This is a genomic window from Enterobacter cloacae complex sp. (genome assembly GCF_900322725.1).
Lineage (GTDB): Bacteria > Pseudomonadota > Gammaproteobacteria > Enterobacterales > Enterobacteriaceae > Enterobacter > Enterobacter quasihormaechei.
In genome coordinates, this window is the sequence record NZ_LT991957.1 from 2,003,768 (window position 1) to 2,022,489 (window position 18,722).

Annotated in this window: 18 protein-coding genes; 8 read left to right on the forward strand and 10 right to left on the reverse strand. The window is 57.5% G+C overall.

Annotated elements, in window-relative coordinates:
- Nucleotides 1-7: 7 nt before the first annotated feature.
- The 6 genes from rhaS (at nt 8) to rhaM (ending at nt 6,159) form a co-directional block, all read left to right on the forward strand.
- Entirely contained in the window at nt 8-994 is a 987-nt protein-coding gene (rhaS, locus tag DBR02_RS10040) for a rhamnose ABC transporter substrate-binding protein (protein ID WP_063865444.1), read from the forward strand.
- 99 nt (nt 995-1,093) lie between these two features.
- Nucleotides 1,094-2,596, forward strand: coding sequence for a sugar ABC transporter ATP-binding protein (locus tag DBR02_RS10045; protein WP_107534233.1), 1,503 nt, complete (start codon nt 1,094-1,096; stop codon nt 2,594-2,596).
- Entirely contained in the window at nt 2,597-3,601 is a 1,005-nt protein-coding gene (locus DBR02_RS10050) for an ABC transporter permease (protein ID WP_107534235.1), read from the forward strand. It abuts the gene before it with no gap.
- A complete protein-coding gene (locus DBR02_RS10055; RefSeq protein WP_107534237.1) occupies nt 3,598-4,602 on the forward strand; it encodes an ABC transporter permease in 1,005 nt (334 codons plus the stop codon). The genes DBR02_RS10050 and DBR02_RS10055 overlap by 4 nt, the downstream gene beginning before the upstream one ends.
- 97 nt (nt 4,603-4,699) lie before the next feature.
- The gene (fucO, locus tag DBR02_RS10060; protein WP_107534238.1) at nt 4,700-5,848 is read left to right on the forward strand and encodes a lactaldehyde reductase; all 1,149 of its coding nucleotides are present in this window, start codon (nt 4,700-4,702) and stop codon (nt 5,846-5,848) included.
- Nucleotides 5,845-6,159: an L-rhamnose mutarotase gene (gene rhaM / locus DBR02_RS10065; RefSeq protein WP_107534240.1), complete on the forward strand. Its 315-nt coding sequence runs from the start codon at nt 5,845-5,847 to the stop codon at nt 6,157-6,159. The genes fucO and rhaM overlap by 4 nt, the downstream gene beginning before the upstream one ends.
- Here rhaM and DBR02_RS10070 read toward each other — a convergent pair.
- The 4 genes from DBR02_RS10070 to DBR02_RS10085 all read right to left on the reverse strand — a co-directional run bounded on the left by DBR02_RS10070 (nt 6,147) and on the right by DBR02_RS10085 (nt 11,258).
- Complete coding sequence (locus DBR02_RS10070) at nt 6,147-7,424, reverse strand: MFS transporter (protein WP_107534241.1); 1,278 nt, start codon at nt 7,422-7,424, stop codon at nt 6,147-6,149. The genes rhaM and DBR02_RS10070 overlap by 13 nt on opposite strands.
- A gap of 44 nt (nt 7,425-7,468) precedes the next feature.
- Complete coding sequence (locus tag DBR02_RS10075) at nt 7,469-9,592, reverse strand: alpha-galactosidase (RefSeq protein WP_107534243.1); 2,124 nt, start codon at nt 9,590-9,592, stop codon at nt 7,469-7,471.
- A 104-nt stretch (nt 9,593-9,696) separates the two neighbouring features.
- Nucleotides 9,697-10,692: a LacI family DNA-binding transcriptional regulator gene (locus tag DBR02_RS10080; RefSeq protein ID WP_107534245.1), complete on the reverse strand. Its 996-nt coding sequence runs from the start codon at nt 10,690-10,692 to the stop codon at nt 9,697-9,699.
- A gap of 17 nt (nt 10,693-10,709) precedes the next feature.
- Nucleotides 10,710-11,258, reverse strand: coding sequence for a helix-turn-helix domain-containing protein (locus DBR02_RS10085; protein ID WP_003861973.1), 549 nt, complete (start codon nt 11,256-11,258; stop codon nt 10,710-10,712).
- 103 nt (nt 11,259-11,361) lie between these two features.
- Between DBR02_RS10085 and DBR02_RS10090 the strand changes: the two genes are divergently transcribed.
- Together DBR02_RS10090 and DBR02_RS10095 are read left to right on the forward strand one after the other, a co-directional pair.
- A complete protein-coding gene (locus tag DBR02_RS10090) occupies nt 11,362-12,021 on the forward strand; it encodes an AzlC family ABC transporter permease (RefSeq protein WP_063449690.1) in 660 nt (219 codons plus the stop codon).
- A complete protein-coding gene (locus DBR02_RS10095) occupies nt 12,021-12,344 on the forward strand; it encodes an AzlD domain-containing protein (RefSeq protein WP_006808703.1) in 324 nt (107 codons plus the stop codon). Before DBR02_RS10090 ends, DBR02_RS10095 begins: the two co-directional genes overlap by 1 nt.
- Nucleotides 12,345-12,387: 43 nt before the next feature.
- Here DBR02_RS10095 and DBR02_RS10100 read toward each other — a convergent pair whose 3' ends face one another.
- From DBR02_RS10100 to fdhD, 6 genes are all read right to left on the reverse strand, one after another.
- Nucleotides 12,388-12,987: a hypothetical protein gene (locus DBR02_RS10100; RefSeq protein WP_107534247.1), complete on the reverse strand. Its 600-nt coding sequence runs from the start codon at nt 12,985-12,987 to the stop codon at nt 12,388-12,390.
- Nucleotides 12,978-15,401 carry a fimbrial biogenesis usher protein gene (locus DBR02_RS10105; protein WP_107534249.1) on the reverse strand — a complete coding sequence of 808 codons (2,424 nt, stop codon included), beginning with the start codon at nt 15,399-15,401 and terminating at the stop codon, nt 12,978-12,980. Before DBR02_RS10105 ends, DBR02_RS10100 begins: the two co-directional genes overlap by 10 nt.
- 29 nt (nt 15,402-15,430) lie before the next feature.
- Complete coding sequence (locus DBR02_RS10110; protein ID WP_107534251.1) at nt 15,431-16,114, reverse strand: fimbria/pilus chaperone family protein; 684 nt, start codon at nt 16,112-16,114, stop codon at nt 15,431-15,433.
- A 66-nt stretch (nt 16,115-16,180) separates the two neighbouring features.
- Complete coding sequence (locus DBR02_RS10115) at nt 16,181-16,897, reverse strand: DUF1120 domain-containing protein (RefSeq protein WP_107534253.1); 717 nt, start codon at nt 16,895-16,897, stop codon at nt 16,181-16,183.
- A 448-nt stretch (nt 16,898-17,345) separates the two neighbouring features.
- The gene (locus DBR02_RS10120) at nt 17,346-17,558 is read right to left on the reverse strand and encodes a DUF1471 domain-containing protein (RefSeq protein WP_003861966.1); all 213 of its coding nucleotides are present in this window, start codon (nt 17,556-17,558) and stop codon (nt 17,346-17,348) included.
- Between the two features lie 114 nt (nt 17,559-17,672).
- A complete protein-coding gene (fdhD, locus tag DBR02_RS10125) occupies nt 17,673-18,509 on the reverse strand; it encodes a formate dehydrogenase accessory sulfurtransferase FdhD (protein WP_107534255.1) in 837 nt (278 codons plus the stop codon).
- Nucleotides 18,510-18,722: the final 213 nt, after the last annotated feature.

The following is an 18,722-nucleotide window of genomic DNA, read 5'->3' on the forward strand; positions in this document are numbered from 1 at the left end:
AAAAGCAATGAAAATAAAAGCAAGCTTGATCCTCACCGTTGCCGCTCTGGCGTTGTCCGGTTCCGCTTTAGCAGAAGTGAAAATCGCCCTGGTGGCGAAGTCCTTAGGAAATGGATTCTTCGAAGCAGCGAACGTCGGCGCGCAGGAGGCGGCCAAAGAGTTAGGCGATGTAAAAGTGATTTATACCGGCCCGACCACCACCACGGCAGAAGCGCAGATCGAGGTGCTGAACGGGCTGATCGCTCAGGGCGTGGATGCGATCGCGATCTCCGCGAACGATCCGGACGCCGTCGTGCCGGTGCTGAAAAAAGCGATGCAGCGCGGCATCAAGGTTGTGTCGTGGGATTCCGGCGTGGCGAAAGCCGGACGTCAAATCCATCTCAATCCCTCCAATAACGCCCTGATTGGCGAAACCAACGTCAAGCTCGCCGCCGATGCCCTGAAAGCGCTGAACGTGGAAAAGGGCGACGTCGCCGTGCTGAGCGCCACGCCAACCTCCACCAACCAGAACACCTGGATTGCGGAGATGAAAAAGGTGCTGCCGAAGTACCCTTCCGTCAACCTGGTGACGGTGGCCTACGGGGACGATCTCTCTGACAAAAGCTACCGTGAGGCGGTCGGTCTGCTGAAAACCTATCCGGACCTGAAGGTTATCGTCTCGCCTTCATCCGTGGGCATCGTGGCCGCCGCGCAGGCGGTAAAAGACCAGGGCAAGATTGGCAAAGTGTACGTCACCGGCTTAGGTCTGCCGTCTGAGATGGCGGGCGCGGTGAAATCCGGCGCGAGCAAGAGCTTTGCCATCTGGAACCCGATCGACCTCGGCTATGCGGCAACCTACCTGGCGGATGATCTGGTGAAAGGCACGGCCACGAAAGGCGAGGCCAGCATGGGCAGACTGGGCAAAGTGAAGCTGGATGCTGACGGCAACGGCGCGATGGCCGAGCCGTTCGTCTACGATGCCAGCAATATTGATAAGTTCTCAAAAATCTTTTGATGCGATTTGTAGGCCGGATCAGCGTAGCGCCATCCGGCAAAAGGCGGGTGGCGCTGCCGCTTACCCGCCCTACACATTCCCCTGTCCAGGAGAACTATCATGACCCCATTGCTACAGCTTTCTGGCATCACGAAGGTGTTCCCCGGCGTGCGTGCCCTTGAGAACGTGCAGCTTGCGCTGTGGCCCGGCAAAGTGACGGCGCTTATCGGCGAAAACGGCGCGGGCAAGTCGACGCTGGTCAAAGTGATGACCGGCATTTATCAGCCCGACGAGGGCGAGATCCTCTACAAAGCGATCCCCGTGCACCTCCCGACGCCGGAGTCGGCGCATAAAATCGGCATCACCGCCATTCACCAGGAAACCGTACTGTTCGATGAGCTATCGGTCACCGAAAATATCTTTGTCGGTCAGTACCTTCACAAGGGCTTCCTGAAAAAGCTCGACTGGCCGGAAATGCACCGCCGGGCGCAGGCCATCCTCACGCGGCTGGAAGTGCAAATCGACCCGCGCGCGACGCTGAAAACCCTGAGCATCGCCCAGCGTCACATGGTAGCGATTGCCCGCGCGCTCTCCTTTGAGGCGCAGGTGGTTATTCTTGATGAACCCACGGCGGCGCTGTCGCAGCATGAAATCCTCGAGTTTTACCAGATTGTGGAGCGCTTAAAGCAGGAGGGAAAAGCCATCCTGTTTATCTCCCACAAGTTCGACGAGATTTTTGAGCTGGCGGATCATTACACCATTTTGCGCGACGGCGCGTTCGTCGGCGCAGGTGCAATAAATGAGATCACCGAGGAGCGCATGGTGTCGATGATGGTCGGGCGCGCTATTACGCAAACCTTCCCGAAAATCGACTGCGAGAAGGGCGAAACGGTGCTGGAAGTGAAAAACCTCTGCCACACGACCGAGTTCGCAAACATCTCCTTCTCCCTGCGTAAAGGCGAAATCCTTGGCTTCTACGGGCTGGTCGGTGCCGGGCGTACCGAACTGATGCAGGCGCTTTCCGGCGTTACGCGGCCAGCGTCCGGGGAAATTATCCTCAACGGCCAGCCCCGGCGCTTTCGCCAGCCTGCGGATGCCATCAAAGCCGGTATCGTCTGCGTGCCGGAAGAAAGGCAAAAACAGGGGGCGATTATCGCGCTGCCGATTGCCCAGAACATCAGCCTGCCTCAGCTCAGCACGCTCAATCCGAGCGGCGTACTGCACGACGACCGCGAATGGAAGCTGGCAGACGAATATGCCAAACGTCTGCACGTGAAGGCCTTCAGCTGGAAGCAGGCGGTGGAGACCCTCTCCGGCGGCAACCAGCAAAAGGTCGTTATCGGCAAATGGCTGGCAACGCACCCTGATGTGATCATCCTTGATGAGCCGACAAAAGGCATCGATATCGGCTCAAAGGCAGCCGTTCATCAGTTTATGTCCGAGCTGGTCAGTCAGGGGCTGGCGGTGATTATGGTTTCGTCCGAACTCCCCGAAGTGATGGGCATGGCGGACCGCATCATCGTAATGCACGAGGGGCTGATGGTCGCCGAATACCAGGCGGGGGATGCGACGGCGGAAACCATCGTCAGCGCCGCCAGCGGTGCAAAACAGGAGGCGGCATAAATGCTGAGCTCACTCTTAAAACACCGTGAAGCGCTGCTTGGCGCGGTGATTGTACTGTTGGTCGTCGCCATCGGCAGCCGCGTGCCGTCGTTTGTCGCGCCGGGCAACCTGGTGGAAATGTTTAACGACACCGCCATTCTGATCGTCCTCGCGCTCGGGCAGATGATGGTGCTGCTCACCAAAGGCATCGACCTGTCGATGGCGGCCAATCTTGCCCTGACCGGGATGATTGTCGCCCTGATTAACTTCCATCACCCGGACGTGCCCGTCTGGGCGCTGCTTATTCTGGCAAGCGCGCTTGGGCTGCTGATGGGCGCGATGAACGGCCTGCTGGTGTGGAAGCTGGGCATTCCGGCGATTGTGGTGACGCTCGGCACCATGAGCATCTACCGCGGAATTATCTTCTTGCTCTCCGGCGGCGGCTGGGTGAACGCCAACCAGATGAGCGCCGACTTCCTCGGGCTGCCGCGTGCCTCTTTGCTGGGCTTGCCGGTACTGAGCTGGTGCGCCATCGCCGCGCTGCTGCTGGTGGGCTACTTCCTGCGCTACAGCCGCACCGGACGGGCGCTCTATACCGCAGGCGGCAACGCGACGGCGGCGTACTATACCGGGATCAACGCCGGGAAAATGCAGTTCATCAGCTTTTGCCTCTCCGGACTGCTGGCCGGGTTCTGCGGCTACCTGTGGATCTCGCGCTTTGCCGTTGCGTATGTCGACGTCGCTAACGGTTTTGAATTGCAGGTGGTGGCCGCCTGCGTGATTGGCGGGATCAGCACCATGGGCGGCACCGGGCGCGTGCTCGGCTGTCTGTTTGGCGCCCTGTTCCTCGGGGTGATTAACAACGCCCTGCCGGTGATCGGCGTCTCCCCGTTCTGGCAGATGGCCATTTCCGGCACGGTAATTATCGTTGCAGTGCTGCTGAACGAGCGCGGCAACAGGCGCAAAGGCAGGCTGATCCTGCGCGACGCCGCGCTGGCGCGTCAGAAACTGGCGGTGAAATCATGAGCAAAATGATGACATCTGAAGCGATCGAACCGACCTCTGCGACGGGCATCTTCCGGCGCCTGCTGTGCTGGGAAGGTTTCCTGCTGGCGGTGACGCTGGCGGTATTCATAGTGAACGCGCTCGCCTCGCCTTACTTCCTCAATGTCTGGAACCTCTCCGATGCGACGTTCAACTTCACCGAAAAGGCGATCATCGTGCTGCCGATGGCGATGCTGATTATCGCCCGGGAAATTGACCTGTCGGTGGCCTCCACCATCGCGCTCAGCTCCACGGTGATGGGCTTTTGCGCGGCGGCGGGCGTCGATACGCCGCTGCTGGTCTGCGTGGGACTTGGCGTCGGGCTGCTGTGCGGACTGTTTAACGGCATCCTGGTGACGCGCTTTAATCTGTCGTCCATCGTCATCACCATCGGCACCATGAGCCTGTACCGCGGGATCGCCTACATCCTGCTCGGGGACCAGGCGCTGAACAGCTATCCGGAAAGCTTCGCCTGGTTCGGCCAGGGCTACGTCTGGGGCGCGCTGTCGTTTGAGTTCGCGCTGTTTATCGTGCTGGCCGCTCTGTTTGCCTTTGTGCTGCACCGCACCAACTTTGGCCGCCGCACCTACGCCATCGGCAATAACCCGACCGGCGCGTGGTATTCCGGCATCAACATTAAACGCCACAATCTGATGCTGTTCGCGCTAGTGGGGCTAATGTCCGGCCTGGCGTCAGTGCTGCTCACCTCGCGTCTGGGCAGCACTCGCCCGACGATTGCGATGGGCTGGGAGCTGGCGGTGGTGACGATGGCGGTGCTCGGCGGCGTCAATATTCTCGGCGGGTCCGGCAGCATGGTGGGCGTGATTATCGCCGCCTTCCTGATGGGGCTGGTGACCTTTGGCCTGAGCCTGCTCAACGTGCCCGGCATTGTGATGTCGGTGATTATCGGCGCGATGCTGATTGTGGTGATTTCACTGCCGATTATTACCCGTCGGGTGATGCAGCGAAGACGGATCTCATAGCCGGGTGGAGCTGCGTTTACCCGGCCTGCTTAACCGTAGGCCCGCGCAAGCGCAGCGCCGCCGGGCATAAAATTCACAGTAATTAAGGAGAATTATCATGAGCTTTATGTTGGCACTTCCAAAAATCAGCCTGCACGGCGCGGGTGCAATCGGCGATATGGTCAATCTGGTGGCGAACAAGCAGTGGGGAAAAGCGCTGGTTGTCACCGACGGCCAGCTGGTGAAGCTCGGCCTGCTCGACAGCCTGTTTACCGCGCTGGACGCCCATCAGATGTCGTATCACCTGTTCGATGAGGTATTCCCGAACCCAACGGAGGCGCTGGTGCAGAAAGGCTTTGCCGCTTACCGGGACGCGGAATGCGATTACATCATCGCCTTTGGCGGTGGCAGCCCAATTGATACCGCCAAAGCGATAAAAATCCTCACCGCCAACCCGGGTCCGTCAACCGATTATTCCGGCGTCGGCAAGGTGAAAAACGCGGGCGTGCCGCTGGTGGCCATCAACACCACCGCGGGCACGGCGGCGGAGATGACCAGCAACGCGGTGATCATCGATTCCGCGCGTCAGGTGAAAGAAGTCATCATCGACCCGAACATCATCCCGGATATCGCGGTGGACGATGCCAGCGTCATGCTCGATATTCCGGCCTCCGTGACCGCCGCAACCGGCATGGACGCATTAACCCACGCCATTGAAGCCTACGTGTCCGTTGGCGCGCACCCGCTGACCGATGCCAATGCGCTGGAGGCGATTCGCCTGATCAACCTCTGGCTGCCGAAAGCGGTCGACGACGGTCATAACCTGGAAGCGCGCGAGCAGATGGCCTTCGGTCAGTACCTGGCGGGTATGGCGTTTAACAGCGCCGGGCTGGGGCTGGTACACGCTCTGGCGCACCAGCCGGGCGCGACGCACAACCTGCCTCATGGCGTATGTAATGCCATCCTGCTGCCGATCATCGAAAACTTTAACCGCCCGAACGCGGTCGCGCGTTTTGCCCGCGTGGCGCAGGCAATGGGCGTTGACACGCGCGAAATGAGCGACGAGGCCGCCAGCATGGCAGCGATTCAGGCGATTCGTGACCTGAGCGCCCGCGTCGGCATTCCGTCCGGCTTCAGCCAGCTCGGCGTCACCAAAGCCGACATTGAAGGCTGGCTGGATAAAGCCCTCGCCGATCCGTGCGCGCCCTGCAACCCGCGCACCGCCAGCCGCGACGAGGTCCGCGAGCTGTATCTGGAGGCATTATGATCCGCAAAGCGTTTGTGATGCAGGTAAACCCGGACGCACACGAAGAGTACGCCCGACGCCACAATCCGATCTGGCCCGAACTGGAAGCGGTGCTGAAAGCCCACGGCGCGCACCACTACGCCATTTATCTCGACAGAGAACGGAACCTGCTGTTTGCGACGGTGGAGATTGAGTCGGAGGAGCGCTGGAACGCGGTGGCGAATACCGACGTCTGCCAGCGCTGGTGGAAACATATGGCTGACGTCATGCCGTCGAACCCGGATAACAGCCCGGTGAGCGCCGGGCTGAAAGAGGTGTTTTATCTGGAGTGATGCGTTAACGCTGCCGCCCCTGTGGTGGCAGCAATCTCCCGCCTGCTGCTCAGCGTAAACGCCGACACCACCGTGATCGCCAGCACGAAACAGCCCAGCATCAGGTACGTCTCCTGGAAGCCGATCCGGTCATACATATTTCCGGCAAAGGCGGAGAGGAAAATCGCTGCCGACTGTTTGGCAAACTGGAAGCCAATCAGGTAGATGGTGGCCGACAGGCGCGTATCAAACACTCCGGTAATGTATTTGAATGCCCCCACCAGCAGGAACGGGACCTCCAGCGCGTGCAGCATCTTCAGGGCGATCACCTCCACGGCGGTGGTGGCAAACGACGAACCGATGATGCGCGTCGCCATAATTACTCCGGCAATCAGCAGCGTGTTTTTCGCGCCGATGCGGTTAATGATCCACGGCGAGCAGAACATGATAATGGCGTTACAAATCTCCCCCGCCGTGGTGGCAAAACCGAACGCCCGGGTGCCCGCTTCCGGCGTGGCGAAGAAGGTTTTAAAGAAGGTGGCAAACTGCTGGTCGAAAACGTCATACACGCAGGCCACGCCAATCACGTACAGAATGAACATCCACATTCTGCGCTGGCGGAACAGGTTGAACACGGTTTTAGCGGTGATCTGCGGCTGGTTCGCGCCCAGGGCGTTCATCACCTGCGCCGTCTGGTTGGGCTTCGGTTTCGCGACCACCAGCAGCAGCATCAGCAAAAGCGCTGCCGCGGATCCCATCCAGAAAACATACGAAGGATCGATGCCAAACAGGATGCCGCCCGTTGAGGCGCACAGCCCCCAGCCGAGGCAGCCAAACATGCGCGCCTTACCGTACTCAAAGAGGCTGTTGCGGCTCACGCGTTCAATGTAGGCCTCAATCGCCCCGGATCCGGCTGAAAAAACAAAGCCGATATACAACCCGCCGCTCAGCGCGCCCAGCCAGATATTGGTTTTCAACAGTGGCGCGAAGACGTACAGGAAAAACGGCGCGAACAGAAACAGCAGCACCGAGATTATCCACAGCAGGTGTTTTTTCAGCCCCAGCTTGTCCGAAATGACGCCCAGCACCGGCTGGAAGGCAATGGCCGACAGCGAGATGCAGGAGAAGACAATCCCGGTATGGGTTTTGTTCAGACCGATGATGTCCGACAGCCAGATCGGCAGGAACGGAAAGCAGGTGGCCATGATGAAGAAGTAGAGAAAGAAGAACAGCCCGAAGATCCAGAAGTTAGGGTTGTCTTTGTGGGTACAGGTTGTTGTGTTCATTATTTTTATCCTCAACGGAGGACCGGCTGCCCGGCCCGTCACCTTTACACGCGTTCCACGCCAATCAGAATGGCGGTTTCCGGATCCAGAATCGGCAGCGTAATACCCGCCCGCATCAGCCATTCGCCGCTTGCCGTTTGCGGGGCTTCCATCCACGCCGGCAGCTTGCGCATGGTGTGCCCACCCTCGCCCGTGATCTGAATGTTCGGATGATCCAGCAGCGTGATGCGGTACTGCGCGCTGGCGTCTAACCCCGGCATGCGCAGCGGCATCATCAGGGTGTAATCCGGCATCGCGAGCTGGCTGACCATAAACAGCCCCTGCGTTTTGTCTTCACTCACTATACCCTGCGCCAGCGTGGTGGCATCCGGCATGTCCACGCGCCACTGGGTACCGTGATGAATCACCTCGCGCCACCGCTTATACAGCGCGGCGTAATGGCGATAACCCTCACGCTCCTGCGCATCCACGGTGAGCGGATCCAGCTCCAGCCCCATATGCCCAAACAGCGCCGTCAGCCCACGGAAAGCGATGCTGTGCTGGCGGAAGGTGGCGTGACATTTATGATGACCGATATGCGCCCCCATCACCTCCGGCGGGAAGAAGTAGCTCATGCCGCGCTGGATCGTGTTGCGCTCCAGCGCGTCGTTGTTATCAGACGCCCAGAAGCGGTGGCTGCGGGTCAGCACTTCATAATCGATTCGCCCTCCGCCAGAGGAGCAGGATTCAAACTCAATGTGCGGGAAACGCTCGCCCAGCACGTCCAGCAGGCGGTAAAACTGGCGGGTCTGCGCGTCGGCGGCGGCTTTACCGTTATGCCCGGGCTGCACCAGCTCGCGGTTCATGTCCCATTTCACGTAGTCGACAGCATGTTCGCCAAGCAGCCAGCTCATGCGCTCCACGAGATAATCAAAGGCCTGCGGGATGTTCAGGTTGAGCACCAGCTGGTGCCGCCCGGTCGCCTGCGCGTAGCCCGGCAGCGCCAGCACCCAGTCAGGATGCGCGCGATACAGATCGGAATCCGGGTTAATCATCTCCGGCTCGATCCAGATGCCAAACTCCATGCCGAGCCGTTTAACGTGACTGATGACCGGCGTCAGGCCGTTCGGGTATTTTTTCTCATCCAGGTACCAGTCGCCCAGTGCGGCGCGATCGTCGTTGCGGCCTTTGAACCAGCCGTCGTCAATAATAAAGCGCTCCACGCCCAGCGCGGCGGCCTCATCGGCCATGCGCATGATGTAGTCCGGATCGTGATTAAAGTAGATGCCTTCCCAGGTATTGAGGTGGACCGGGCGCGGTTTGTTTTCCGGGAAGCGGATGATGTTGTCGCGCAGGTAGCGGTGGAATTGCTGGCTCATGCCGTTCAGCCCGTGCGGGGAGTAGCTGGCATACAGGCGCGGCGTCCAGAGCGTTTCGCCCTCTTCAATCGCCATTTCACCCGGCAGGTAAAGCGCTTCGGCCTGTATATAACGGCGACCATCGGTTTTCGCTTCGGCGCGCAGGCGGTGGTTGCCGCTCCAGCCCAGATGCACGCCCCAGACGTCGCCCTGCATTTCGCTGAACGATGGCGTACCGGCGATCAGCGCCGGGAAATGTTCGTGGGACGTTTTACCCCGACGGTTTTCAATGACAACGCTGTCGTGTTCAAGCGTGACGCGGTGCGGCTGAAATTCCCTGATCCAGCGTCCGTGAAAGGCCATTACCTCCTGCGCGCGCTCGGCCACCGGCAGCGTGACGGCGAATCGGTCCACCTGCCACGCCTGTGCTTTCAGGTTGGTTAACCCGTGGCGCACCACCAGCACGCCGCTGGCCTCCAGCACCAGCTCGCTGGTCAGGCGCAGGCCCGCCTGTTTATCCTCCGCCGTTACCGTCAGGGTGTGTCCCTGCTGCTGCATGTCTGTAGTGGTAAAGACGGGGGAACCGTCCAGCCCCTCGCGATGCCCCTCAATACCGGGCGAGCCAAACAGCCCGTGCCCCAGCTCGGCCATCAGCGTCACCGGGGAGTCCACGTCCAGCCTGCCGTTTGCCACCGGCCGCGCCAGCGTAGCGACATCCTGCGGCGAAAAGTGCTGAAGGTGCGGTCCCCAGTAGAGAATTTCGGCGAACGGATGGGTTTTTAGCACCACGTCAACCGTGGTGCTTTCGAGTCGTAAAATGGCCTCTTGCATCAGACATCTCCTGTCGTCGGGATGCCTTGAGTGTTGATCCGAAACGTTTCGGATACAAACCAAAACGTTTCGGATCTGTGATCGGGTTTGGAAATTTGCCCGGTTTAGGCCGTCTGGCCCGGGAAGAATTCCGGCTGCCAGAGCACCTGGAGCCGTTCGACGTCATCGCCGTTGATCAGCTGGCGCACCATGTCCGCAATCTGCTTTCCAACGCCCTGGCGGGTGGACTGGATCACCGCCGCCACGTCAATATCGACAATGCTGTCCTGCGGTAAACCGTCGTAAACCACCAGCGAGATGGCCTCGTCGCCGGACAGGCGCCCCATCTGCGCCAGCGCCATCGCCGCGCCGTCGCCGTGGGTGTTGCAGTCGGTAATGATGGCCGTGGGGGGCTGCGGCAGGGAAAGAAGTTCTTGCGTGGTCGCATAGCCTACGCGGCGCGAAGGGGGCATAGCGCGCAGCCATTCGCTGGAGAGCCCGGCTTCCCGCAGCGCGTCCAGGTAGCCCTGCCGCCGCTGGGTGATGAATGCCTGATTGTTGCTTTCGCCCAGCAGGGCGATGCGGTGATGGCCTTTCTCGATCAGCCAGCGGGTGGCCTGGTACGTGCCGGCATAGTTGTCGAAATCGAACCACGCGTACGGCTGCGGTAGCTGGCTGCGGCCAAGCGCCAGGAACGGGAATCCGGCGGCCTGAAGCTGCTCAAGACGCGGATCGCGATCCAGCGTATGGGCCACAATCAGCGCATCCACGCGCCGGCTTTGCACCATGCGCATATAGCTGTGTTTGTCCGCCAGATCGTCGTCAGCGATGAGCAGCAGATCGATCTCATGTCGCGCCAGTTCGTGGCTAATTTCGCCGACCATGTCCATAAAAACGCTGTTATTGAGCGGAACAGGATGCACGGGAAAAACGAGGCCGACGGCATCAATTTTGCCCATCTTCAGGCGGCGCGCAAACGTATTAGGTCGGTAGCCACGGCGCTGGGCCTCCGCCTCCACGCGGGCGCGCGTCTCAGCAGAAACGTCGTCATACCCGTTGAGGGCGCGGCTGACGGTAGTGACGGACAGCCCCAGTTCTTTAGCAATGGCTTTGAGCGACATGATTTTCCGTATCTTCGTTAATTTTGTTCCGCCACCAGAAGGGCGTGCGTATCCGGCTCCAGCGCCTTAAAAATATGCGGCTGGTCGGCGGGGTAGCAAATGTAATCGCCCGGGCCGAGTTCTTCCGCCGCGTCGATCAGGCCGACCATCGCCCGCCCCTGGGTCACGATAATGTGCTCAACCGACCCCGGCGGATGCGGCTGGGAAATACGGTCTGCGCCCGGCTGCGTCAGCAGCAGATAGATATCACGACGCGCCCCCGGCGGACACGCCGCCAGCAAAATCGCCTCGTAGTTCGCCTGCCCGGCAACCACCTTTGTGCCCTCGCCGCGGCGGATCACCTGCGTGACGGGTTGCTGCGGCTCCAGTAGCCGGGCAAACGGAATATCCAGCGCCACGCAAAGCGACCAGAGCGTTTCCAGGCTAGGATTGCCGTTGCCAGACTCCAGCTGGGAAAGCGTGGATTTGGCGATCCCGGCACGGCGGGCAATTTCCGCCAGCGATAGCCCGGTTCGCAGGCGTTCCCGCACCAGGCTTTTGGCGATCACGCTGATTGGCTGCGTCATAAAAACGGCCTCTGTCTCTCTATAACGAACGATTCGTTCATCTTGTAAAACGATTTTGATGCGTTCATTATAATGGAAATACGTTCGATATGGCTAAAAGGGTATGAAGAATCACCTCTCTTGTCTGAAAGGCGACACAATAAAAGCGATAATTTTGGTCTGCCTCGCGGTAGGCGTGGTCGGCATGTCTTACGGCTCGCTGGCGATGGCCTACGGCTTCCCGCTGTGGGTGCCGTTTGTGCTTTCCCTCACGGTGCTGGCGGGCGCATCCGAGTTTATGTTCATCGGCATCGTGGCGAGCGGCGGCAATCCGCTGGCAGCGGCGGCGGCCGGTTTGCTGGTTAACGCCCGCCATGTGCCGTTCGGCGTGACGGTACGTGAGCTGGTGGGCAAGCGCGGCCTGAGCTTTCTGGGCTGTCATATCATGAACGATGAAAGCGTGGTGTTCGGCCTGTCGCAAAAAACCGCCGAGCAGCGTAAGGCGGCCTACTGGCTGTGCGGGCTAGGCGTGGCAATCATCTGGCCGTTGGGGGCGGTGCTGGGGGCAATGGTCGGCAAACTGCTGCCGGACCCGGAGACCATCGGGCTGGACGCGGTGTTTCCGGCGATCCTGCTGGCGTTAGTCGTGCCGGCATTTAAAAACCGCACCACGCTGATCCGCGCCTGTAGCGGCGCGGTGTTGTCGCTGGCCGCGGTGCCGTTTGCGCCGGTGGGCCTGCCGGTGCTGCTCTCTTTGCTCGGTCTCGCCGCGAGGAAAAAATAATGGAAAACATGACGGTCTTTATTCTCGGCATCGCCATTCTTTCTGCCGGAACCTATCTGATGCGTCTTGGCGGGGCAAAGCTCGGCAACCGGCTGGCGCTTTCTGAACGATCGCAGGCGCTGCTTTCCGATGCGGCTACCGTTTTGCTGTTCTCCGTCGCGCTGGCAACAACGTTTTATGAAGGGGAACATTTTGCGGGGATGGCGCGCGTGCTGGGCGTGGGTTTCGCGGTGTTTCTGGCCTGGCGAAAAATGCCGTTAATTGTGGTGATCGTCGCGGCGGCGGTGGTAACGGCGCTGCTGCGTCTGGCGGGGATCCACTAAAAGAAATGCCCGGCATAGTCGGTCTGCCGGGCATCAGCGGGGATTACTGCGCCGGAAGGGTGTCGGCGCTCAGCGTCAGCGTCTCGGTAAAATCGGTCTCGTTGGTTGTGCTAAAAGCTTTATCTGACAGGTAGGTTGTCACCATCATCGTTGCGGTGAACTGCTCCCCCGCGACTTCCGTTCCGTTAACGGCAGCCAGCGTTTTTTCCGGCGGTAACGTCACCTCTGACGCTCCACCCTGAACGGCCACCGCGCCGGTATCAACAGCGGCCAGTTGCACCGTATTCCCGTCCACGCGGCCATCCCTGAACGCAATCTTCATTGCGCCGTTATCTGAATATCGCCAGGCCCTGTTTTGTCGGGCCGCACCGGTGATGGAGATGCGCATTTTACGCGCATCCGGGCATATCACCGACACCTGGAGCTCCCGCGTGACCGAGGCATAACCGTTATAGACCTGGCCCACATGCTCAGCAGAACCCTTTCGCATATCCTCTTTACGGTAACGACCATAGTCGACGGTCTTTACGGCGGACATCATTTCACACTCGCCCTCATCGGCCTGCGCGGCTGTCGGCAACCCCGCCCCGCCGCAAAGCAGCGCGACCATCATCACGTACTTATGAACGTTATTTAGAGACATGTCCCTGTCACCTCTTCATAGAATTTATTCGGTTCTGCCTCCGGCAGGGTATACGTCAGCCTGCAACGCCCCTCATCCAGCTTCGCGTAGAGCTGCTGGTTGGCGGAGATATCGTTGAGGAAGATCACGCCGTCTTCTGGTGCTGTCGTGACGTACTCACCCGCTCCGTCCACGATGGAGACGCCTTCCGGCAGCGGCGTACCGTCCGCGCGGCTGATAGCCAACAGCACGCGGCGCTGGCTTAACGTCGCAAACTCCCACTTCGCCACGGCACCGTGAGAAGCCTTGATCGCCGTTCTGCCGTTTCGCACATCCAGGTTGCCAGGCAGTTTTTGGGTATTGACCTCAATCGTGCTTTCGCGGAACGGTGACAGCGCAGGGATCACCGCCTGGCCCCATTTATCCGTCCATACCGGACCACGTGCGGTGCCAATCTCGACGCCTGACACCGGTTTATCCAGCTTAGCGATGGCATAGGTGTCAGCCACGCGGTAAGGCGAGAAGGTCACGCCATCGCCGTGCGCCACAATCCCACCGCTCAGCGCCGCGGAGTAGTTGGTATTGCTGTCGTTATCGCCTCCTGCTGCCAGCGCCAGGCTGGTGTAATGCAGGTTGCTGCTCAGCGAGCTGTCCCAGCTGGTGGTGTTATTGTCCTGATCCTGAGAAACGCCAACCGTGTACTGGTTCGCCTCGTTAAGCGATCCCATTGCGCGCGTGCCGTACGAGCTCTTACCTTCACTCTCACGATACCAGGAGCTGGTATTTACGCCCGTACGTCCAAGAGGGATCGACACGTTCACGTAAAACAGATCGTTATCGCTGTCATCGTTACGGCTGACGTCCGATTCCCAGTTCACGCTTACGTTGAAATACTTAAAGGACTGCGACCATGAAGAGATGAAGCGGCGGCTGTCGTACTCGCTGTTCCAGCTCTCGTTGCGGTAGTAGCTGAGGGAGAAACGGCCGAGTAAGCTGCTAGACCAGTTGATACCCACGTTGGTGTCATATTTGGTTTGCGACATATCGTCGTCACCGTACAGCTCCGTCATCTCGCGATAATCCGGCGTGCCGTAGCTGCCGCCCATCGAGAGGCCGATGCCCCACGGCAGAGAATATCCCAGGTCGAGCGTGGTTTTGTTGCCGTCCGTTTGCGACTGGTTGTCTATCGACGCCAGAAAACCGAGCGAGGCATACAGGTTCTGCATCGGTACGGTGTCCAGATTGCCGGAGAAACCGTAATAGTGATTATCCGCCATCACCATTCCGGCGAGGAAATTGACGCGCTTGTTGATGGACCAGCCGTTATTGGCAGAGACCACCCACGGTTTTTCGTAGCGCGAATCCATGTCGTCTTCAACACGGCCTACCGCCATGGTAAAGCCCGGTGCGCGGCCCACGTGGTTGCTGCGGAACGTACTCGCCGACACGGTAAAACGGTTTTCGCTGCCGTCTGTCTCGGTCACCGTCACGTTCAGGTCGGTGTTGAGGTTAGCCAGCGGTACGTCATCCAGGTTAAACGGCCCGGCAGGCACCAGCGTCGAGTAAATCAACTGTCCGCCCTGGCGGATATCTACACGCGCCTGAGGGTTGCGGGCGATGCCGCTGACTTCCACGCCCGTACCGCCCTGAGGCAGGAGAGCGGTATCCGGCATCATCTGTACCCCATAGATAGACGGAATACTGAAGCGGCTGTTGGCCACGTTAATCTGGCCGCCCTGCACCATCACGCCATAGTCGGTGAAGGTACGCTGGGCGTAAGTATAAAGGGATTCAACGTCAAAGCTTTGATCGCTACCGTCGCTGACGAACTGCGTGCTGCGCACAATCCAGTCCCCGGCGTTAAAGCCCATTTCAAAGGTGGACTGAAAACGGTCGGCTTTTTCATCGTCATACTGGTTATGGGTGCCGAACATGGAATAATTCAGCATTGCCGCACGGCCACCCTGAACTTCCGCGAACTGGCGTCCGAAATCCGGATCCAACGCTTCCGGTGGAACCACGACCGATATCTCTTCAATATCCGGTGAAGACTGAATAGTCGATCCGGACCAGTACTGATGAATTTTAGGGCAGGTACCGCGTCTGTTTTTTTTAATCAGACCCGCATTTTCCAGAAACTCGTCATCAATACAGGGCGTACCGTCCTCATCAAACTTCACCGGCATCAGCGTTCGCTTATTCCCGTTAATATTCACGGTTACGTTATGGTAGCCGGGAGAAAAACGAGGAGCCATGGAGTAGTATTCAGCAATCGCAGGATCCAGCCCCTGATTTTTTAATGCATCGGTGTCGAATATCGCTCTCGCCAACTCCATTGATTCATTTGCGGTGGGGTTTATTTCCGCCCGAATGCTGAAAGCCAGCGCCGTAAGGCAAAACGCCAGCATTCCCTTTTTACAGGAAACCGTTAACATAACCACTCCATGTGCTGTTAAATTAATTGTTATTTTAAATCGGCAATATAACTATTCGTTTTGTAGCCATAACGGGTAGCGGGATAAATTTCAATCTGCTTTTCTGAGGGCGTTATATTCCCTTTTACGCTTACCGTCATTTTTTCGCCAGGCAATATATAGGGCTTCGAGAATTGTGCAGCCGTACCTGATGGCAATAATTTTGCTTTTTGTTCCATACGCACAACGTAAGGGGTTTTATTCTCGACGGTGACGCTGCCGTTGTTAACCTGCCATTTTAAGTCTTTCCATGGCTCCAGGTTTACCGCCAGCCCGGCCGGACGAATAATAACGGGCAGATTCTGGCTAAGGGTGACCTTCACCTTGTTTTTCTCACGCTGCGGAATAGCGGTAAAAATAACGCGCTTTAAATGTTCCACCTTCAGCGGCTCGGCGCTGTTTTTCAGCACAAAACGCACGCGCTGGGTTTTGCCCGCGTCCACGCGCACCACCGGCTGCGTCACAATCAGGCCGGGTTTAGGATCATCGGGTAAATCAACCAGTTTCGTGTACAACAACTGGGCGTCGGCATCCGTGTTTTTGACGTCCATGCTGGCACCCTGCTCGTCTTCTTTCACAATCAGCAGTGAGGTTTCCGGCACCATTCCGGCTGCCAGCGTGTTAAAAGAGGCGAACAGGCAGGCACAAATCAGCGTTCTTTTTAAAAGCGGCATAATATTAGTCCATTAATATTGAAATAACACTCCACTGACGTGGAGTGTTTTTAGTCTGTGATGTTATTACAGATAAACCAGCTCTACGTTGGTTAAACCGTCCAGCGTGGCTTCGTCGACAATATTGAGATCGTTGGTTGGGTTGATCTGCGCCCTGATGCCAACGTTGAAGTTAATCTGTTTCTGTGCAACAGGTGCATCACCACTCTCACTGTCGGTGAAAGAGTACGTCTCACTTTTATCCGTAGCAATTTGCAGATAATGCATGCCGGATTTTGTACCCCAACCAGACGTTGCGCCTGCAACCTTCGTGTAAATTGGATACAGATTATCACCCGTATCATTTGTCACTGTACCCTCATCCTTCTGAATACCCATTGCATAAGCACCAATCTTCTGGCCGTTATACATACCCAACCCTGCTGTATTTTCAATGCTTGTTGCAAAATCCAGATCGCCAAAATTGACAGGCAGTGTTGCGGTTGGCGCTGAGTCAGCATGCGCATCGTTAAACGTCACGCCAATACGTGTAGGGGATTCGCAGGAGATGGAAATAGGGATAATTTTAGTATCCGCCAGCGCTGTTGCCGTGGTGTCATTCAAAGAGGCAGCTTTTATCGTACCATAATCAGCAATACCGCCCCCGCTCACAAAAGAAGGCGTACAGGAAGCTGGCACAATTTTACCTGTAACCTGAATATCAATGCTGGATGCCGCCATGGCAGAAGACGCTGCTACAGCCAGCACGGACGCCAGCATTCCTTTTTTAAACATCGCGTTCATTTAATTTCCTTATATAAGTGAAATACAAAATAAACCAGATAATAAATATCTGGCCTGGGGTTATTACCTAAAACAGTTTGTTTTGGGAAAATAGCATCACAGATAAACTCGATCAATGCTTCAAAATCCTTTTAGGATTTACACCTGAGGAATTCCTTAAAACTCAAGATCAATCATATTTGCACTGAATGTGAAACCGGTAATACAGCATCAAAAAAACACAATTCATTCTTTTGATAAATATATGCAGAAAGCTGGTCTGACCTTATATTTGAAATGTGTATGGAACTGCTCTATTTCAAACAAAAGTAACTAAAGAAGGGAAACTTTTACAGTTATTGTTTCGTTAATCAGGATTATCTTGAAAGAAAGGCGGGAGATTCGGGGAAGGAACAGCAGAAAGTAAACCTGTCCCGGCTCCGAAGAGCAGGGACAGCGGCAGCATACCTTATTTGTTCAGTTCAGCGGTCATGTGTACGCGGTTACCGGTGAACGCCTGGGTAATTTTATAGGATGACGCGCCTGCTTCCTGAGCCTGTGCGGCGATTTTAGCTTCAGCACCGTCCAGAGTAGAGGCGGATGCGGTCACTGTCTGCGCAGCGAAAGAACCAAAAGAAGTAGCCAGAGCGATTACTGCGACAAAAGTTTTGATGCTTTTCATGAGATAAACCCTTTCGTTAAGTTGTTTTGGTAAGGCACCGTGCCTTGATGAGATAAATAGTAGTCCTCATCCCGATCAACTAAAAGCGGAAGGATTTGCCTATATTATTCAAAATTACTGATCAACAATTAACCGCTGAGGATGGGTGTAAATGGTTGCCCTACCCGGCTTGCAGAACCCCACCAGCGTCAGGTTACAGCGCTCCGCCACGTCCACCGCCAGCGTGGTTGCCGCCGACACCGCAAACAGGATTTCCACGCCGCACATGGCGGACTTTTGCACCATTTCATAGCTGGCACGGCTGGAAACGAGCGCCGCGCCCTGCTGCCAGACGTTGTTTTCCCGTGCGCGGCGGCCCAGCAGCTTGTCCAGCGCCACGTGGCGGCCAACGTCTTCATGCCCGCCTGCAATACTTCCCGACGGCAATACCCACGCCGCCGCGTGGGTACAGCCGCTGAGCTGGCCGATGGGCTGAACGTCGTTCAGATGCTCAAGCGCCCGGTCAAGATGCGCCAGATTAAACGTCTGGGTGAACGGCAGGGGAACAATCGGTTTACCAATATCGTTAAGCTGTTCAACGCCGCACACGCCGCATCCGGTACGTCCGGCCAGCGCCCGTCGACGCTCTTTAAGCCCCATAAAGCGGCGGCTGGAGAGTTCGATTTGCACTTCGAGACCGTTGCAGGCCGGCACGACGTCCATGCCGTAGATCTCCTGCGGATGGGCAATAATGCCTTCCGAGAGGGAGAAACCGATGGCGAACAGCTCGAGATCTTTCGGCGAGGCCATCATCACCACATGCGAAATACCGTTGTAAACCAGCGCAACGGGGACTTCTTCCGCCAGAAAATCTGGCGTGGCATCTGAGATATGGGGCGGTCTGTGTACCGACAGTTCCACAATGCCCGCAGGCAGTGTCGACGCGTGGGCAGCACGGTTTTGTTTAGACACAACGGTATTCCTGAACAACCACGGAAGTGAGCCTGCTATTGCAACACAAACAGCAGACCTTACGCATAGTATGGATCAACTTTTCAGCAACCATTCTCCTACTCAATTCGGAGGGGTGCAACCGGTCGCCTGCTACACCCCCTTAACATCCTCAGAGAAAAATGTGACTAATATCACATTTTATAATCAATGCCGTGATAATACGTTCACTTT